The following is a 14,906-nucleotide window of genomic DNA, read 5'->3' on the forward strand; positions in this document are numbered from 1 at the left end:
CCCGAACGGGCCGCCCCATTCTGGCCGTCTCGCCCGGCCCGAACCGCACCGGGCGCGCCGCCCGCCGGCGCATCGCCCGATGCGCGATCGCAGGCGACGCCGCGATGTCACAAATGCTTACGCCTGATACGAAGCCCTTCGCCTATTCATAAATGAGCGGGCCCCGCGCGCGGCGGCAGCACCATCGCGCCGGCGCGCCGCCCGCGCACGCCGCCCGCAGTCGAGATCGGCCGGACCGGAGCGCGCGCGCCGCCATGTGCGCCAGCCCGCCGTCGCACGTCGGCGCTTGATCCGAATCTCGTTTCGGCGCCACCGATCGGACGCGAATTCGGCATACACTTGTACGTTCGTCGTCAGTCCCTCGTTCAGAGGGCGCCATTGACGCAACGCCATGCAAGGAGTGGTTTCATGTCGATGAAGGTACTGCTGATTGGCGCGTCCGGCCGCACGGGCCGCGCGCTCGCGGACCTGCTGCTCAAGCAGCAGGATTTCGAGGTCACGGCGCTGGTGCGCCGGCCGGATTTCGCGCTGCCGGGCGCGAAAGTCGTCGTCGCCGATCTGACGGCGGACTTCTCGTCCGCATTCAACGGAATCACGCACGCGATCTACGCGGCGGGCTCCGCCGAATCCGAAGGCGCGGCCGAAGAGGAGCAGGTCGACCGCGACGCGGTTGCGCGCGCGGCCGAATACGCGAAGGCGCACAACGTGCAGAAGCTCGTCGTGATCAGCTCGCTCTCCGCATACTGGCCGGAGCGCAGCCCCGAGTTCCTGCGCCACTATTCGCAGATGAAGCGCGAAGGCGACGACCGCGTGATCGCATCGGGCATCGACTACGTGATCCTGCGGCCGGGTCCGCTGTCCGACGATCCGGGCGTCGGCAAGATCGCGCTCACCGAGGATCGCCTCGACGACTCAGCGCCCGTCGCGCGACAGGACGTCGCATGGGCGGCGATCGAGGCGATCAAGCTCGGCATCTCGAAGAAGACGATCGGCTTCGTCGGCGGCGGCGTGCCGATCGAGCAGGCGCTGCGCGCCTGAACGAACGAGCCGGGGCGCGCAGCGCGCCGGCCGGCCTCCGCTGCCGGCCTCAGTTGCCGGCACCCGCTGCCGGCCCCAACTGCCGGCCTCAACTGCCGGCATCGCGCCCGGCATGCTTCGCGCTCCGCGCGATGGACAGCCCTCCTGACACGGCGCCGCCCCCGCCTTGGCCCGCCTCACGCGGCCGCCGCCCGCGTCACGGCTGCTTGTGCGACGCCGCCCACGCCTTCACCGCGTTCAGCGTGTTCTCGACGTGCTTGTCGGGCGACAGGCTCGTGTACTCGTAGAGGATCTTCCCTTCCGGCGAAATCACGTACGACACGCGGTTCGCCTTCGAAATCGCCGGCAGCTTCGCGTCGTACTCGCGGATGATCTTCGCATCCGGATCGGCGGCGACCGGGAACTTGCTGCGGCACTCGCTGACCGAAAACTTCGTCAGCGTCTCGATGTCGTCCGCCGAGACGCCGATCACCGTCGCGCCATACTGTTTGTAAGCATCGACCGCGTCGGCGAACGCGTGCGCCTCGATCGTGCAGCCGGTCGTGAACGCGGCCGGATAGAAGTACAGCACGACGGGGCCCTTCTTCAGCGCGTCGGCGAGCGAGTACGTGTAAGTCTTGCCGCCGAGCGACGCCTGCGCGCTGAAGTCGGGCGCCGCATCGCCGACCTTCAGCACCGCATGGGCCGCGACCGTGTACAGCGCGAAGAGCGCGGCCGCCGCGCCCGATGCCAGTTTTCGATTCATCTGAGTCCTCGTCTTCGAATGTCCATACGTTCAACAGGGTCCGGCACCCGGCAAGCCGTCCAGTCGCGTTCGCATGCCGAACTGTCGCACATGACGAAATGCTCTAGATCCTTTCTTCCCTGACGCTAAAGAATCGGCACAATGCGCCGTTATTGCGTCCGGACACCGGTTCCAGCCCCTTCACGCCAGCGAGATACATGGAAGCCATCAGGAACAAGACGCCCCGCAAAGGCTCCTGGCGCGCCGCATTTCACAAGCTCCGCCGCTTCGCCTGGTCGGGCGGCGCGCTGATGCCCGCGCGCGCCGGCACGCCGCGCGCCGACGATACGGTCCGAAGCTGGCTGGAGCAAACCGTCGGTGCGGTCGATTTCCTCGCTCACGTCGACCGCGATCTGCGCTTCCTGTACGTGTCCGACGCGGGCCTGCGCTTCATCGGCTACCACCGCGAATATCTGCACACGCTCACGCTGCGCGACCTGATCCCCGAGCAGGATACCGCGACGCTCGACGGCCTGCTCGCCCGCGCGTCCGCGTCGGGCGACGTCGAGAAGGCGACGCTCTGTCTCGTCAAGTCGCTGACCTACCCGCTCGACGTCGAGGTGCGCGCGGTGCGCAGCCGCCACCACGGCGTCGACGGCTTCGCGATCGCGGCGTTCGACGTGTCGTCGTGGCGGGCGATCGAGGCGCGGCTCACCTACGAGCTGCACCACGACCCGATGACGGGGCTCGACAACCTGTCCGCGCTGCTGCCCGCGCTGATGCGCGCGCAAAAGACGGCCGACGAAGGCGGCGGCTGCACCGCGCTTTTGCTGCTCGATCTCGACGACTACCAGCGAATCAACCGCGCGCTCGGCTACGACGCGGGCGACGCGCTGCTGCGCGACACCGCCCAGCGGCTGCAGCGGCTCGCGACCCGCGGCGAACGGCTCGCGCGCGTCGCGAGCGACAAGTTCGCGGTGATGCTGAACGCGCCCACGCGCATCGACGCGATCGACGCGGCCGAGGCGCTCGCCCGACAGCTGCAGACGGCCGTGCAGCGGCCGTACGCGTACGACGGGCAGGCCGTGCACCTGTCGGCGAGCGTCGGCATCGCGATCTATCCGGACGCGCGCGCCGCGTCGAAGCACGCGCAGCACCACAGTCCGCTGCTGCGGCGCGCGGACCGCGCGCTCTCGCGGGCGAAGGCGGCGGGCGGCAACGCGCTCGCGTTCCACCAGCCGACCGACGATCCGGCCGACGCCGAGCGCCTGAAGCTCGAGGCCGATCTCTACAACGGCGTGCGCAACGGCGAGTTCTCGCTGCACTTCCAGCCGATCACGAAGAGCCACACGGGCGCCGTCGTCGGCGTCGAGGCGCTGATCCGCTGGCATCACCCGGTGCACGGGCTCGTCGCGCCGGCAACGTTCATTCCGCTCGCGGAGTCGATCGGCCTCATCAACTATCTCGGCAACTGGGTGCTGAAGGCCGCGTGCATGCAGCTCGTGTCGTGGGACCGGCAAGGCATCGCGCTGCAATACGTGGCCGTCAACGTGTCGCCGCAGCAGTTCCGCGATCCGCGCTTCACGCAGAGCGTGCGCGACGCGATCAAGCTGACGGGCATCGATCCGTGCCGGATCGTTCTCGAGATCACCGAAAGCCTCCTGATGCACGATCCGCATCACGCGAAGACGCTGCTCGAGGAAGTGACCGAGCTCGGCATCCGGTTCGCGGTCGACGATTTCGGCACCGGCTATTCGAGCCTTGCGTACCTGCAGAGCTTCCCGCTCGCGAAGTTGAAGATCGACAGAAGTTTCGTCGAAAATCTGTTGACGTCGAGAAACGACCGCGCGATCGTGTCGGCGGTCGTCGGCCTTGCGCAGACGCTCGAGCTCGAGCTCGTCGCCGAGGGCGTCGAGACCGAGGCGCAGCGCACGCTGCTGACGGAGATGGGCTGCAACCACATCCAGGGCTGGCTCGTCTGCCGCGCGCTGCCGTCGGACGAGCTCGCGCAGCGCTTCGAGGCGCAGGAGCTTTATCTGCACGAAGCCGCATGACGCCCGCCGCCGGCTTCATCAATCACTGATTCGTATGCCAATCACCGCACAACTGCCGCGAACGGCGCTGCTCGACAAGCTCTGGGCCCGGATGAACGAGCGCGGCGATTTTCCGCTGCTGTCGGACGCGCTGCGCGCGACGATGGCCGCGATGAAGAACGACGATCTCGACTTCACGGCGCTCGTGCGCGTCGTGCTGTCGGATTTCGCGCTGACGCAAAAAGTGCTGCGGCTCGCGAACTCGGCGATGTACATGGCGTTCGGCGGCAACATCACGACCGTCACGCGTGCGCTGATGGTGCTCGGCATGGACGCCGTCGGCCATCTCGTCGTCGGGCTCAAGCTCGTCGACCATTTCCATCACAGCGCGCCGCGCCGCATCGACGCGAAGCTCGAACTGAACCGCGCGCTGCTGTCGGGCTGCGTCGCGCGCAAGCTGACCGAGCATGTCGATCTGCGCGCGGGCGAGGAAGCGGTTGTCTGCACGTTGATGCGCCAGGTCGGCAAGCTGCTCGTCGTCTGCTATCTCGACGCCGAGTGGGAAGCGATCCGCCGGCGCGCGGCCGAGCATGACGACGACGACGAAGCCGCGTGCCGCACGGTGCTCGGCGTCGGCTTCGACGAGATCGGCCTCGAGGCGGCGTCGCGCTGGCGGCTGCCGGAGCTGATCCGCGCGGGCATGGCGCGCTTCGACGCGAACGACGGCGCGCCGCACGACGTCCAGTGGCTGCGCGCGGTGAGCCACTGCTCGACCGACGTCGCGACCGCGCTCACGTCGTTGCACGCGCAGCAGCGCGACGCACGGATCGCGGCGCTCGCGCACCGCTTTCACGGCGCGCTCGGCACCGGCGCGGACGAGCTCGCCGAGATCGCGGCGTCGCTGTCGCGCGAAGAGACGAGCGACACGGTGATGCGCGAGATCGTCGAGCTGCGCGCGAACGCGGACAAGATCGCGCGCGGCGCGTCGACGCCGCAGGCGTGCCTCGAAGCGGGCCTCGCGGATCTGCGCGCGCTGCCGTCCGAGCACGTGCTCGGCCCGGTGCTCGCGCTCGCGTCCGAAAGCGTGCTCGCGGGCCTCGCGTTCACGCGCACCGTGATGTTCGTGCGGCGCGACGACGGCATGTTCGCCGCGCGGCTCGGCTTCGGGCCGAACGTCGACGCCACGCTTGAACAGTTGCGCTTTCACGAGGCGTTCCAGCCCGACGTGTTCCATCTCGCGATCACGAACTCGGTCGGCATCTTCATCGAGAACGCGCATGATCCGAAGATGGTCAAGCGGCTGCCCGCGTGGTATCGGGACGCGTTCGACGACGCGCGCGCGTTCGTGCTGCTGCCCGTGACCGCGGAGCAAAACGCGGTCGCGCTGCTGTACGGCGACTGGTCGGCCGGCCAGCCGGCGCGCAAGATCACGCAGCAGGAAATGGGCGTGCTCAACGAGCTCGCGACCGAGCTCGGGCGCTTCTTTCACGACGCGCAGGCCGACGACAAATAGTGCGCGCGGCAGCCGCGCGCAACGCGGCCGCACACGCGATGCGGCGACGCACGCGGCACGCGGCGACGGACGGTTCGATGCGCTCGCACTCGCCCCCACCCGCTCGCCGCGCAGCGCAGCGCGAAGCGCCGCGGCTCGCGCGCCTGACGCAACGCGGCCGCCGCGCCCCGCCTGCCCTTTCGAGCACCGTTGGCGCTTCCGGGCATCGTCGGCCCCGGCGAACATCGTCAGCCGCCGCGCGATGGCGATCCGCCAACGCACGCCGAAGCCCGCCGCCACCGAACCGCGATATCCCGCCCGGTGCGCATCGCACTACGCGCCCGCCTTCCTTCATCGACCGTCATCAACAAGAAGCGGCAAACGGGCTCGCCCCGTTTGCCGCTTCTTTCAATGCGGCGTTGCCTGCGACGCAGCGTTCGCGCGCGCCCGCCACCTTCGCGGCTCGCGCCGGAGCGCGGCCGCAACCGCGCCGCCCGTCAGGGCCGGCCCGCGTAATACCGCGCGGCGGCCGCGATCTCGCCGGGCGTCATCTGTCGCGCGACGTTGCGCATCTGCTCGCTGATGTCGTTGTGCCGCGCGCCCGACGCGAACGCCTGCAACTGCGCGTTGATGTAGACCTCCGGCTCGCCTTCGAGCCGCGGCCCGCCGACCTTGTTGTCCATCCCGCCGTGGCACGACGCGCACGGCGCGATGTTGCGCATCGGCGCGCCGCTCGCGACGATCTTCGGCGGCGCGGCGGCGAGCTGCGTCGCGGTGTGCGGCAGATACGAGTAGAACGCCGCGAGATCGCGCATGTCCTGGTCGGTGAGGTTCGCGACCATCGGCGCCATCACCGCGTTCGTGCGCGCGCCCGTCTGGAAGTCCTTCAACTGCTTGTAGATGACGGCCGCGTACTGGCCCGCGAGGTTCGGCGAATTCGCATCGCTCATCCCGCGCGCGCCGTGACACATCGTGCAGCGCATCGCGAGCGTCGCGCCGCGGCCGATCGACAGGCTGTCCGCGCCCGCCATCATCTGCGGCGTGACGACGACCGTGCTCGTCTTGACGGCCGAAGGCGCCGGCTCCGGCTGCGACGCGAGCCATGCGCGCGGCACGCCGGCCGCGCTGCAGATCGCGTTCCAGATGCCCTGGAACTGCGCGTCCTTCTGCACCGACGGCAGCCAGACGAAGCCGATCAGCACCGACGCGACCACCGCGAACAGCGTGAGACCGACACTGACCGTGAACCAGCGGTTGCGAATCGAAAACAGACGTTCCGTGCTCATCGCTGCGCCCCCATGTAGATCGCCGGCACCGACGGTTGCTTGAGCGCCATCAGCTGCGCGATCGGATAGCCGTAGTTGACGACCGTGAGGCCGATCATCAGCGCGATCCACAGCGCGAAGCTGTTGAGCGCGACGGGCAGCGTCTTCGGCTCGTGGACGGCCGAGCTGAACGTGAACTCGGCGGGCTTCACCTTCGCGCCGCAATGGCTGCGTATCAGCACGACGAAGAACAGCACGGCCGACGCGACGAGGATCAGCGCGCCGACGACGGACATGATCACCCACGCCGCCTGCGGCGCGAGCGCGGGGTCGCTGTAGTCGTAATAGGCCATCCGGCGCGGCATGCCGAGGATGCCGACGTAGTGCCACGGGAACGTCGTGACGATCATCCCGATGAACCACAGCCACAGCTGCGTCTTGACGAGGCGCAGGCTGCCGAGCGCGCGGCCCGTCAGATGCGGCCACAGCTCGTAGGCGATCGCGAAGTACATGATGACGACGGCGCCGCCGAAGATCAGGTGGAAGTGGCCCGTGATCCACTGCGTGTTGTGGATCGTCGAATCGAGCTGGTAGCTCATGTTGATGAGCCCGCCCGCGCCGCCGAAGCCGAGCATCACGAACGAGAACGCGACGGCGAGCATCATCGGCTCGTGCCACGGCAGCGCGCGCAGCCAGCCGAACGCGCCCTTGCCGCCGCGCAGGCGCGCCGCGATCTCGACCGACGCGCACACCGTGAACACCGTGAGGAGCGTCGGCACCGCGACGAGCGCCGTGAACACCGATTGCAGGAACTTGAAGCCGGAGCCCACCTGCGGATCGGCGAACAGGTGGTGAATGCCGATCGGCATCGCGCCGACGAGGAACAGGATGAACGAGATGCGCGCCATCCCGTCGCTGTACAGCTTGCCGCCGATCGCGCGCGGCACGAGCGTGTAGTACGCGATGTACGCGGGGATCAGCCAGAAGTAGACGATCGCATGCAGCGTCCACGAGAAGAACACGCGCGCGAGGCCCGCGTCGATCGTCGACTTGAGCCCGACCGCGACGGGCAGGATCTGGAACAGGATCTCGATCGCGGCGCCGACCGCGGTCCAGCCCCACAGATACGCGCCCGCGACGTTCGCGAACATCGCGAGCGGGATCGGCTTGCCGCGATTGCCCTTCTTCCACGCATACAGGTTCACCGACATCAGCGCGACCCAGATCCACGAGCCGACGACGACGAGCACGACACCGAGGTAGTAGAACGGGCTGCCGATCATCGGCGGATAGAACGTGTACAGCACCGACGACAGGCCGAGCGACACGGGCGTCATCGCGACGACCGAGCCGAGCGCGATCAGCCAGAAGCCCGTCCACGCCCAGCGGCGGCCGACGAGCGGCATCTTGAGCGCGAGCTCGCTGATCGCGTAGCCGAAGCCCATCGCGATCAGCGTCGGGAACACGTAGCCCATCACGGAGCCGTGCGCCGTCACCGAACGATAGTAGAGCTCGGGATTGCCGAGCCAAGGATGCAGCGGGCTGCGCGCGAGCATCTGCCACGCGCCGAGCAGCAGCGCGACGCCGAACACCGCGAACGCGAGCCAGAAGTGGGCGAGCACCAGTCGATTATTCTTTAACACAGCTCAGTCTCCGCGCGCCGGACGCCAGTTTGTCGAATTCCGCACGGTCAATGACCTTGACGTGCGCCCACATCCCCTCGTGCCCCGTGCCGCAATACTCGTGGCACGGCATCAGGTGGTCCCTCGGCTTGTCGAAGGTCGTCCGGAACGTCGCGACGTAGCCGGGCTCGAGCATCGAGTTGATGTTGGTGTCGGTGATGAGGAAGCCGTGCACGACGTCCGCGCTCGTCGCGCGGAACGTGACGGGCGTGTTCGCCGGCACGAGGATGCACTGCGGCGTGAACGAATACTGCTGGCCGATCACGCGCACCGTGACCGAGCCGTCCGGCTCGCGCGCGGTGCCGAGGTTGCTCTCGACGAATTCGCCGGAGACGTGCAGCGTCGTCGGATCGATCGTTTCGACGCGCGACGGCGGCATCATCGCCCAATGCAGGCCGGTGAACACCATCATGGCGACGAGGACGACCATCAGGCCGACGGCCAGGATCGCCCACCTGCGCTCGATCCGGGCCGCGAGCTGCGCGCCGTCGAGACGGTCTGGCATAGGTTGTTTGGACATGGGAGCCGTTTTATTGGATCACGCCGCGAGGCAGGAAGACGAGAAAGTAAAAGGCGAACCACAGCGCGATCACGATCGCGGTCGCGGTGCCGGCAAGCGCGAGCGCGCCGCGCGGCCCCGCGCGGACGATCTCGTCGACCGCGTCGTCGTGCGGTTCGGGGTCGCCCCCGTGTCGTTGGGAAGTGTCGCTCATGATGTCCTCAATAGAGCGGAGCGGAACGCAGCGCGTTGGCTTCCTTCGCGGAAACCGGCGTGCCGCGATTGCCCCAGGCGGTGCGGATGAACGTCGTCACGGCGGCCACTTCGTCGTCCGACAGCGACTGGGCGAACGGCGGCATGCCGTAGGGCTCGGGATTCTTCGCGGTGCCGGGCGCATAGCCGCCGTTCAGCACCATGCGGATCGGGTTCACCGCGGAGGTCATCTGGATCGACTGGTTGCCCGCGAGCGGCGGGAACGCGGGCGTCTTGCCGCGCCCCGTCTTGCCGTGGCAGCTCGCGCACTGCGCGTCGTAGATCTTCGCGCCGAGCTTGTGGAGGCGCGCCTGCTCCGATGCGGGCATCGTCGTCTTCAGCGCGGCCTCGGCCTCGCCGCCGCGCTGCGGCAGCGACTTCAGATACACGGCCATCGCGCGCACGTCGTCGTCGGACAGGTGCTGCAGGCTGTCGTAGACGACTTCGGCCATCGGCCCGTACACCGCGCCGCGATGCGATGCGCCCGCCTGCAGGAGCCCCGTGATGTCGGCGATGCTCCAGTCGCCGAGCCCCGCTTCCCGGTTCGACGTGAGCGAAGGCGCGTACCACGCCTGCATCGGAATCAGTCCGCCCTCGAACGCGTTCGATTCGGAGCTGCCGCCGAGCGCGTTGATCGCGGTGTGGCACATCGAGCAATGGCCGAGCCCCTGCACGAGATACGCGCCGCGATTCCATTCCGCCGACTTCGAGTTGTCCGGCTGATATTCGCCCTCCTTGAAGAACAGCGTGCGCCAGCCGATCAGCAGCTGCCGGTTGTTGTACGGAAAGCGCATGTCGTGCGGCCGGTTCGCGAGCTTCACGGGCGGCACCGAGCGCAGGTACGCGAAGATCGCGTCCGAATCCGCGCGCGTGACCTTCGTGTACGCGGCGAACGGCATCGCCGGGTACAGCAGCGAGCCGTCGCGCGAACGCCCGGTGTGCATCATCGTGTAGAACTCGTCGGCCGTCCATTTGCCGATACCCGCCTCATTGTCGGGCGTGATGTTCGGCGAATACAGCGTGCCGAACGGCGTCGGCATCGCGCGGCCGCCCGCGAAGAGCTTCTCGCCCGGCACCGTATGGCACGCGATGCAGTCGCCCGCGCGCGCCAGATATTCGCCGCGCTTGACGCTCGCCGCGTCGGCGGCGGGCTGCGCGTGCGCGGCGGATGCGGCGAACGCCGCCGCGAGCAGCGCGAGCGCGGCATTCGCGAGCGCACCGCGGAATTTGACGATCAAATGCTTGTGCACCGAGGCCTCCATTAACGCGGTTCGCTACCGCATGCGAGCGGCATGTCGAGCGAGCCCGCGGGGGCGGGCGACGGGTTCGCGGGCGCGGGCTGCGAAGCGAGCCACGCGGAGATGGCGGTCACGTCCGTGTCGGTGAGGCGGGATGCGACCTGTTGCATGCAGTCGGGCGCGATCGACGTGCGGGTGCCGTAACGCCACGCGCCGAGCTGCGCGCTCAGGTATTCGGCGTGCAGTCCGAGCAGGCCCGGCACGGCGGGCTCCATGCCCGTCAGCGCCGCGCCGTGGCACGACGCGCACGCGGGAATCTTGCGCGACGGGTCGCCCGATTTCACGAGCTGCCGGCCGCTCTCGAGCGCCGCGGGCGCGACGGCGGGCGCCGCGATCGCCGGGAACGGCGGCCGCTGGCTCGCGAAGTGGTCGGCGATCCGGTGCAGGTACGCGTCCGGCAGGTACGCGAGCAGATAGTTCATCGGCGGGTACTTGCGCCGGCCGTCGCGAAACGCGACGAGCTGGTTGTACAGATAGCCGGCGGGCTTGCCGGACAGGCGCGGGAAGTAGTCGTTCGACGTCCCCTCGCCTCGCCGGCCGTGGCATGCGGCGCATGCGAGCACGCGCGCCTCCATCGTGTCGGGCGCGCGCTCCGTCTGGGGTTCCTGGGATAGCGCCGTCTGGCTCAGCAAGCCGCACAGCACGGCAAGTACAGCGGTGGGTCTCGAGGTCACTGTCATCCTCTCCGGCAAGGCATGCAGTTCCCGCCATCGACGCGAGCCGCCCCTGCGGCTCGTGAGGCAAGCGGGTCCGTCGCGCGCACCATCGCTTTCATTGGTCTCATGGGAACTTGTTGTTCAAATTTTCAATGACGCGAAAATCTCATGAGCGCCGTTGATTTGCGTTGATTCATGTCAATCGAGTACTTCTTTATATTGATAGTCGATTGGCCGCTCGATCGCAAATCTCATGCTTTTTGAATTTCGTCGCTCGCCCGCCAAGCGCAATGCCCCGCGACGCCTCGCTCGGCGTCGCGATCTTTTTCCTTATTCGGCAATGCGTTACGCGCGGCTGGTCCGCGCGGGCCGACGCGGCCGCGGCGCGTGACGCGCGCGGCCGGACGAACGCCGTGCGTCAAATCCGCACGCGGCGGCGCTCGCCGCCGCGTTCGACCTCGATTTCGAGCGATCCCGAAGGCGCGGTGCTCAGTCGGTCGCGCGCGTCGTCGATCGCCGAAGGATCGACGCGCTTGTCGTCGATCTCGACGAGCACGTCGCCGTTCTCGAGGCCGTAGCGCGCGAGATCGTCCGGACGATTGTGGAACAGCTCGACATGGCCGTCGACGAAGCGGATCGCGATCGTGCGCAGCGGCCGCGGATCGTCCCGCGTGAAGCGGCTCGCGTCGTAGCAAAACTCCATCGTGCTCGGCACGAACATGTAGCGATCGAGGCGCGCGAGGAAGTTCATCCCGAGCATGTCGCCGCCGCCTTCGGCGATGCGCAGGCTGCCGATCGGCTTGCCGTCGAACGACAGCCCTTTCGCGAAGTAATCGCGCGACTGGCCGACGCCGTTCGCCGACACGCTCGGCACCGTGCCGCCGAGCGGCTTGGCGGCCTGACGGCCGGCGAGGAACGCGAGCGTCGGCGCCGACACGATCGAATGGCGCGCGCCCGTATCGAAGCGGAACATCGCCCATTGATCGCCGAAATCGACGCTCACGGCGGGCGACTGGCCGAAGCTGTCCTGATACGGGACGCAATGCTGAAAGCGCTGCCCGGCCGGCGGATTGCGCCACGCCGTCAGCGTGCCGCTGCGATTGTCGGCGATCCAGCTCAGCTGGCGAAAGATCTCGATGCCGACGACGCCGTCGATCCGCGTGCCGAACACCTGCGACAGCAACGACAGATCGAGGCCGAGCCACGGATAGAAGCTCGGCACTTCGTAGCTGCCGAGCGCGATCGGCAGCGGCTGCCACAGGCGCACGCGCTCCTGCGGCAGCACGCCATCCGAGGTCGTCAGGCCTTTTTCGAGCATCGTCCGGTACGCGATCGGAATCTGTTCGTCGGTCGACGGCTGCGTGATCGATTGCGCGAGCCGATTGTCGATCACCGTGTGGCTCGCGCCCGTGTCGACGAGAAAGTGATACGTCTTGCCCGCGATCGCGACGGGCACGACGAAGCCGCTCGTCGGCTTGAACGATGCGCTCAGCACCGGCATGACGCCGCGCGGCGGCTCGTCGCGCTCGCGGCAGCCGGCCGCGAGAAGCGCGGCGGCGCACACGAGCGCGACGATCGGCAACGCGCGCGGCGCGCGGCGGAGGAAGGCGGATGCGGCGCGCGTCGGCGACGGCATCGAGGCGATTGCGTGTTGAACCATGAACGGCGGGAAGCGCGAGGCGAAGTGAGGATGGGCGGACCATCGCGGGAAACGGCGAATCGCGGCGCATGCCGCGTCCGATGCCGCGTCGTAAGCCGCGCGGACGGCGCGCGCCCGCTCGACGAAAACACGATGTAAGGATCGGCGATTCTATCGAAACGCGCTGCGGCGTGCTGTCGACTTTTGTTCGCGCCTTTTCGAAGAATGCGCTCTGGCGCCGCTCCGCCGCTCGTTCGCGCAACGCCGCGCGCCGCGCCCGCCGAGCCGGCAGCGCGCCGGTTGCCGCCGCCGGCTCGCGAGGGCCGGGACGGCATGGGCGGAAGGCCGGACAACGTGAACGGGACAAAGCGAAGCAGGCCGGCACGAGCAACGGCCGCCTGCTCCGCCGCCGCATTATTTCAATATTTCTTGAAATAATGAATCGATGCGGCTATCCTCCGCGCATGGACTCATCCATCGTCATCCGCGCGCTCGGCGCGCTCGCTCATGAATCCCGGCTCGCGATCTACCGCCTGCTCGTCGTCGCCGGCGCGGACGGCATGCCGGCCGGCGATCTCGCCCAAGCGCTCGACATCGCGCCATCGCGCCTGTCGTTCCATTTGAAGGACCTCGCGCACGCGTCGCTCGTGCACGCGCGCCAGGACGGCCGCTACGTGATCTACTCCGCCAACTTCGGCGCGATGAACGAGCTGATCGGCTTTCTGACCGACAACTGCTGCGCGGGCGCGCCTTGCGGCATCGCGCGCGGCGCCGTCTGCAAGGAGGCCGGGCAATGACGCAATCGGCCCGCATCGGCCTGCCGCCCCGCCCGGCGATCGGCTTCTTCGAGCGCTATCTGAGCGCGTGGGTCGCGCTTTGCATCGTCGCCGGCATCGCGCTCGGCAAGCTGTTGCCCGGCTTCTTCCATGCGCTCGCGCGGCTCGAGATCGCGCACGTGAACGTCCCCGTCGGCCTGCTGATCTGGGTGATGATCGTGCCGATGCTGCTGAAGATCGACTTCGCGTCGCTCTCGCAAGTCGGGCGACACTGGCGCGGGATCGGCGTCACGCTCGCCGTCAATTGGCTCGTCAAGCCGTTCTCGATGGCGCTTCTCGGCTGGCTGTTCGTGCGCCACCTGTTCGCGCATTGGCTGCCCGCGAGCGAGCTCGACAGCTACGTCGCCGGCCTGATCCTGCTCGCCGCGGCGCCGTGCACCGCGATGGTGTTCGTGTGGTCGCAGCTCTGCGACGGCGATCCGTATTTCACGCTGTCGCAGGTCGCGCTGAACGACGCGGTGATGGTCGTCGCATTCGCGCCGCTCGTCGCGCTGCTGCTCGGCCTGTCGGCGATCGTCGTGCCCTGGGACACGCTGCTCGTGTCGGTCGGCCTTTACATCGTCGCGCCCGTCGCCTTCGCGCAGTGCTTGCGCCGCGTGCTGCTCGCGCGCGGCGAAAACCGCCTGCAACGCACGATCGCCGCGCTCGGCCCGTGGTCGATCGCCGCGCTCCTCGCGACGCTCGTGCTGCTGTTCGCGTTCCAGGGCCAGGCGATCGTCGACGCGCCGCTCGTCATCGCGCTCCTCGCCGTGCCGATCACGCTGCAAGTGCTCTTCAACTCGGGGCTCGCGTATCTCGTCAACCGGCGCCTGCGCGTCGCGCACTGCGTCGCCGGGCCGTCGAGCCTCATCGCGGCGAGCAATTTCTTCGAGCTCGCGGTCGCGACCGCGATCAGCCTGTTCGGCGTGCGCTCGGGCGCCGCGCTCGCCACGGTGGTCGGCGTGCTGATCGAAGTGCCCGTCATGCTGTTCGTCGTCGGCGTCGTCAACCGGTCGCGCCGCTGGTATGCGTCGGCGCTCGAGCGCGACGCCTGACCGAAATCCAGCGAGGTCCATGATGTCCGTCACGATCTATCACAACCCCGACTGCGGCACGTCGCGCAACACGCTCGCCATGATCCGCCACGCCGGCATCGAGCCGCGCATCGTCGAATATCTGAACGCGCCGCCCGAACGCGCGACGCTCGTCAGGCTGATCGCCGACGCGGGTCTCGCGGTGCGCGACGCGCTGCGCGAGAAGGGCACGCCGTATGCGGAGCTCGGCCTCGCCGACGCGACGCTCACCGACGCGCAACTGATCGACGCGATGCTCGCGCATCCGATCCTGATCAACCGGCCGTTCGTCGTCACGCCGCTCGGCGTGCGGCTCTGCCGGCCGTCCGAGCGCGTGCTGGAGATCCTGCCGTCGCCGCTGCGCGGCCCGTTCACGAAGGAAGACGGCGAAGTCGTGATCGACCCGCGCAGCCCGGGCGCCGGCCGCTGACGCGCGCGGC

At 68.5% G+C, this 14,906-nt stretch carries 14 protein-coding genes; 6 read left to right on the forward strand and 8 right to left on the reverse strand.

Translation table 11 applies throughout. The features are described 5' to 3' along the window. The first annotated feature begins 408 nt into the window (after positions 1-408). Positions 409-1,038, forward strand: coding sequence for an SDR family oxidoreductase (locus WT60_RS13680; RefSeq protein WP_038744764.1), 630 nt, complete (start codon positions 409-411; stop codon positions 1,036-1,038). Positions 1,039-1,234: 196 nt separating this feature from the next. On the opposite strand, the gene WT60_RS13685 is transcribed toward WT60_RS13680, so the two are convergent. Further along, positions 1,235-1,783 carry a peroxiredoxin gene (locus tag WT60_RS13685; RefSeq protein ID WP_038744762.1) on the reverse strand — a complete coding sequence of 183 codons (549 nt, stop codon included), beginning with the start codon at positions 1,781-1,783 and terminating at the stop codon, positions 1,235-1,237. 290 nt (positions 1,784-2,073) lie between these two features. Here WT60_RS13685 and cdpA point away from each other — a divergent pair, with 290 nt between their 5' ends. Both cdpA and WT60_RS13695 read left to right on the forward strand, forming a co-directional pair. Beyond that, positions 2,074-3,816 (forward strand): cyclic di-GMP phosphodiesterase CdpA, encoded by a 1,743-nt coding sequence (cdpA, locus tag WT60_RS13690; protein WP_081989375.1) that lies wholly within the window; start codon positions 2,074-2,076, stop codon positions 3,814-3,816. Positions 3,817-3,850: 34 nt separating this feature from the next. Beyond that, positions 3,851-5,308 carry an HDOD domain-containing protein gene (locus tag WT60_RS13695; protein WP_038744760.1) on the forward strand — a complete coding sequence of 486 codons (1,458 nt, stop codon included), beginning with the start codon at positions 3,851-3,853 and terminating at the stop codon, positions 5,306-5,308. Between the two features lie 476 nt (positions 5,309-5,784). On the opposite strand, the gene WT60_RS13700 is transcribed toward WT60_RS13695, so the two are convergent. The 7 genes from WT60_RS13700 to WT60_RS13730 form a co-directional block, all read right to left on the reverse strand. Then, positions 5,785-6,573 carry a c-type cytochrome gene (locus tag WT60_RS13700; RefSeq protein ID WP_060356774.1) on the reverse strand — a complete coding sequence of 263 codons (789 nt, stop codon included), beginning with the start codon at positions 6,571-6,573 and terminating at the stop codon, positions 5,785-5,787. Next, positions 6,570-8,195, reverse strand: coding sequence for a b(o/a)3-type cytochrome-c oxidase subunit 1 (locus WT60_RS13705; RefSeq protein ID WP_059575299.1), 1,626 nt, complete (start codon positions 8,193-8,195; stop codon positions 6,570-6,572). The genes WT60_RS13700 and WT60_RS13705 overlap by 4 nt, the downstream gene beginning before the upstream one ends. Beyond that, on the reverse strand, positions 8,182-8,739 hold the full coding sequence (locus tag WT60_RS13710) for a cytochrome C oxidase subunit II (protein ID WP_059575298.1): 558 nt from the start codon (positions 8,737-8,739) through the stop codon (positions 8,182-8,184). Before WT60_RS13710 ends, WT60_RS13705 begins: the two co-directional genes overlap by 14 nt. A gap of 25 nt (positions 8,740-8,764) precedes the next feature. Then, positions 8,765-8,947: a hypothetical protein gene (locus WT60_RS13715; RefSeq protein ID WP_004534842.1), complete on the reverse strand. Its 183-nt coding sequence runs from the start codon at positions 8,945-8,947 to the stop codon at positions 8,765-8,767. A gap of 7 nt (positions 8,948-8,954) precedes the next feature. Beyond that, entirely contained in the window at positions 8,955-10,247 is a 1,293-nt protein-coding gene (locus tag WT60_RS13720) for a cytochrome c (RefSeq protein WP_060356773.1), read from the reverse strand. Continuing rightward, positions 10,247-10,963 (reverse strand): c-type cytochrome, encoded by a 717-nt coding sequence (locus tag WT60_RS13725; RefSeq protein ID WP_060356772.1) that lies wholly within the window; start codon positions 10,961-10,963, stop codon positions 10,247-10,249. The genes WT60_RS13720 and WT60_RS13725 overlap by 1 nt, the downstream gene beginning before the upstream one ends. A gap of 394 nt (positions 10,964-11,357) precedes the next feature. Then, entirely contained in the window at positions 11,358-12,599 is a 1,242-nt protein-coding gene (locus WT60_RS13730; RefSeq protein WP_060356771.1) for an aspartyl protease family protein, read from the reverse strand. Between the two features lie 443 nt (positions 12,600-13,042). Between WT60_RS13730 and WT60_RS13740 the strand changes: the two genes are divergently transcribed. From WT60_RS13740 to arsC, 3 genes are read left to right on the forward strand one after another with little or no spacing between them, the layout of a single operon-like run. After that, a complete protein-coding gene (locus tag WT60_RS13740) occupies positions 13,043-13,375 on the forward strand; it encodes a metalloregulator ArsR/SmtB family transcription factor (protein ID WP_038744752.1) in 333 nt (110 codons plus the stop codon). Then, on the forward strand, positions 13,372-14,448 hold the full coding sequence (gene arsB, locus WT60_RS13745) for an ACR3 family arsenite efflux transporter (protein ID WP_038744751.1): 1,077 nt from the start codon (positions 13,372-13,374) through the stop codon (positions 14,446-14,448). The genes WT60_RS13740 and arsB overlap by 4 nt, the downstream gene beginning before the upstream one ends. A 22-nt stretch (positions 14,449-14,470) precedes the next feature. Further along, positions 14,471-14,896 (forward strand): arsenate reductase (glutaredoxin), encoded by a 426-nt coding sequence (gene arsC / locus WT60_RS13750; protein WP_038744834.1) that lies wholly within the window; start codon positions 14,471-14,473, stop codon positions 14,894-14,896. Positions 14,897-14,906: the final 10 nt, after the last annotated feature.

Origin of the sequence: Burkholderia sp. MSMB617WGS (assembly GCF_001532025.2) — a bacterium.
Lineage (GTDB): Bacteria > Pseudomonadota > Gammaproteobacteria > Burkholderiales > Burkholderiaceae > Burkholderia > Burkholderia savannae.

Bases quoted from the DNA above. Each gene is read 5' to 3' on its own strand.
- WT60_RS13680 (WP_038744764.1), top strand. From the start codon at position 409: ATGTCGATGAAGGTACTGCTGATTGGCGCGTCCGGCCGCACGGGCCGC.
- WT60_RS13685 (WP_038744762.1), bottom strand. From the start codon at position 1,783: ATGAATCGAAAACTGGCATCGGGCGCGGCGGCCGCGCTCTTCGCGCTG.
- cdpA (WP_081989375.1), top strand. From the start codon at position 2,074: ATGCCCGCGCGCGCCGGCACGCCGCGCGCCGACGATACGGTCCGAAGC.
- WT60_RS13695 (WP_038744760.1), top strand. From the start codon at position 3,851: ATGCCAATCACCGCACAACTGCCGCGAACGGCGCTGCTCGACAAGCTC.
- WT60_RS13700 (WP_060356774.1), bottom strand. From the start codon at position 6,573: ATGAGCACGGAACGTCTGTTTTCGATTCGCAACCGCTGGTTCACGGTC.
- WT60_RS13710 (WP_059575298.1), bottom strand. From the start codon at position 8,739: ATGCCAGACCGTCTCGACGGCGCGCAGCTCGCGGCCCGGATCGAGCGC.
- WT60_RS13715 (WP_004534842.1), bottom strand. From the start codon at position 8,947: ATGAGCGACACTTCCCAACGACACGGGGGCGACCCCGAACCGCACGAC.
- WT60_RS13720 (WP_060356773.1), bottom strand. From the start codon at position 10,247: ATGGAGGCCTCGGTGCACAAGCATTTGATCGTCAAATTCCGCGGTGCG.
- WT60_RS13725 (WP_060356772.1), bottom strand. From the start codon at position 10,963: ATGACAGTGACCTCGAGACCCACCGCTGTACTTGCCGTGCTGTGCGGC.
- WT60_RS13730 (WP_060356771.1), bottom strand. From the start codon at position 12,599: ATGGTTCAACACGCAATCGCCTCGATGCCGTCGCCGACGCGCGCCGCA.
- WT60_RS13740 (WP_038744752.1), top strand. From the start codon at position 13,043: ATGGACTCATCCATCGTCATCCGCGCGCTCGGCGCGCTCGCTCATGAA.
- arsB (WP_038744751.1), top strand. From the start codon at position 13,372: ATGACGCAATCGGCCCGCATCGGCCTGCCGCCCCGCCCGGCGATCGGC.
- arsC (WP_038744834.1), top strand. From the start codon at position 14,471: ATGTCCGTCACGATCTATCACAACCCCGACTGCGGCACGTCGCGCAAC.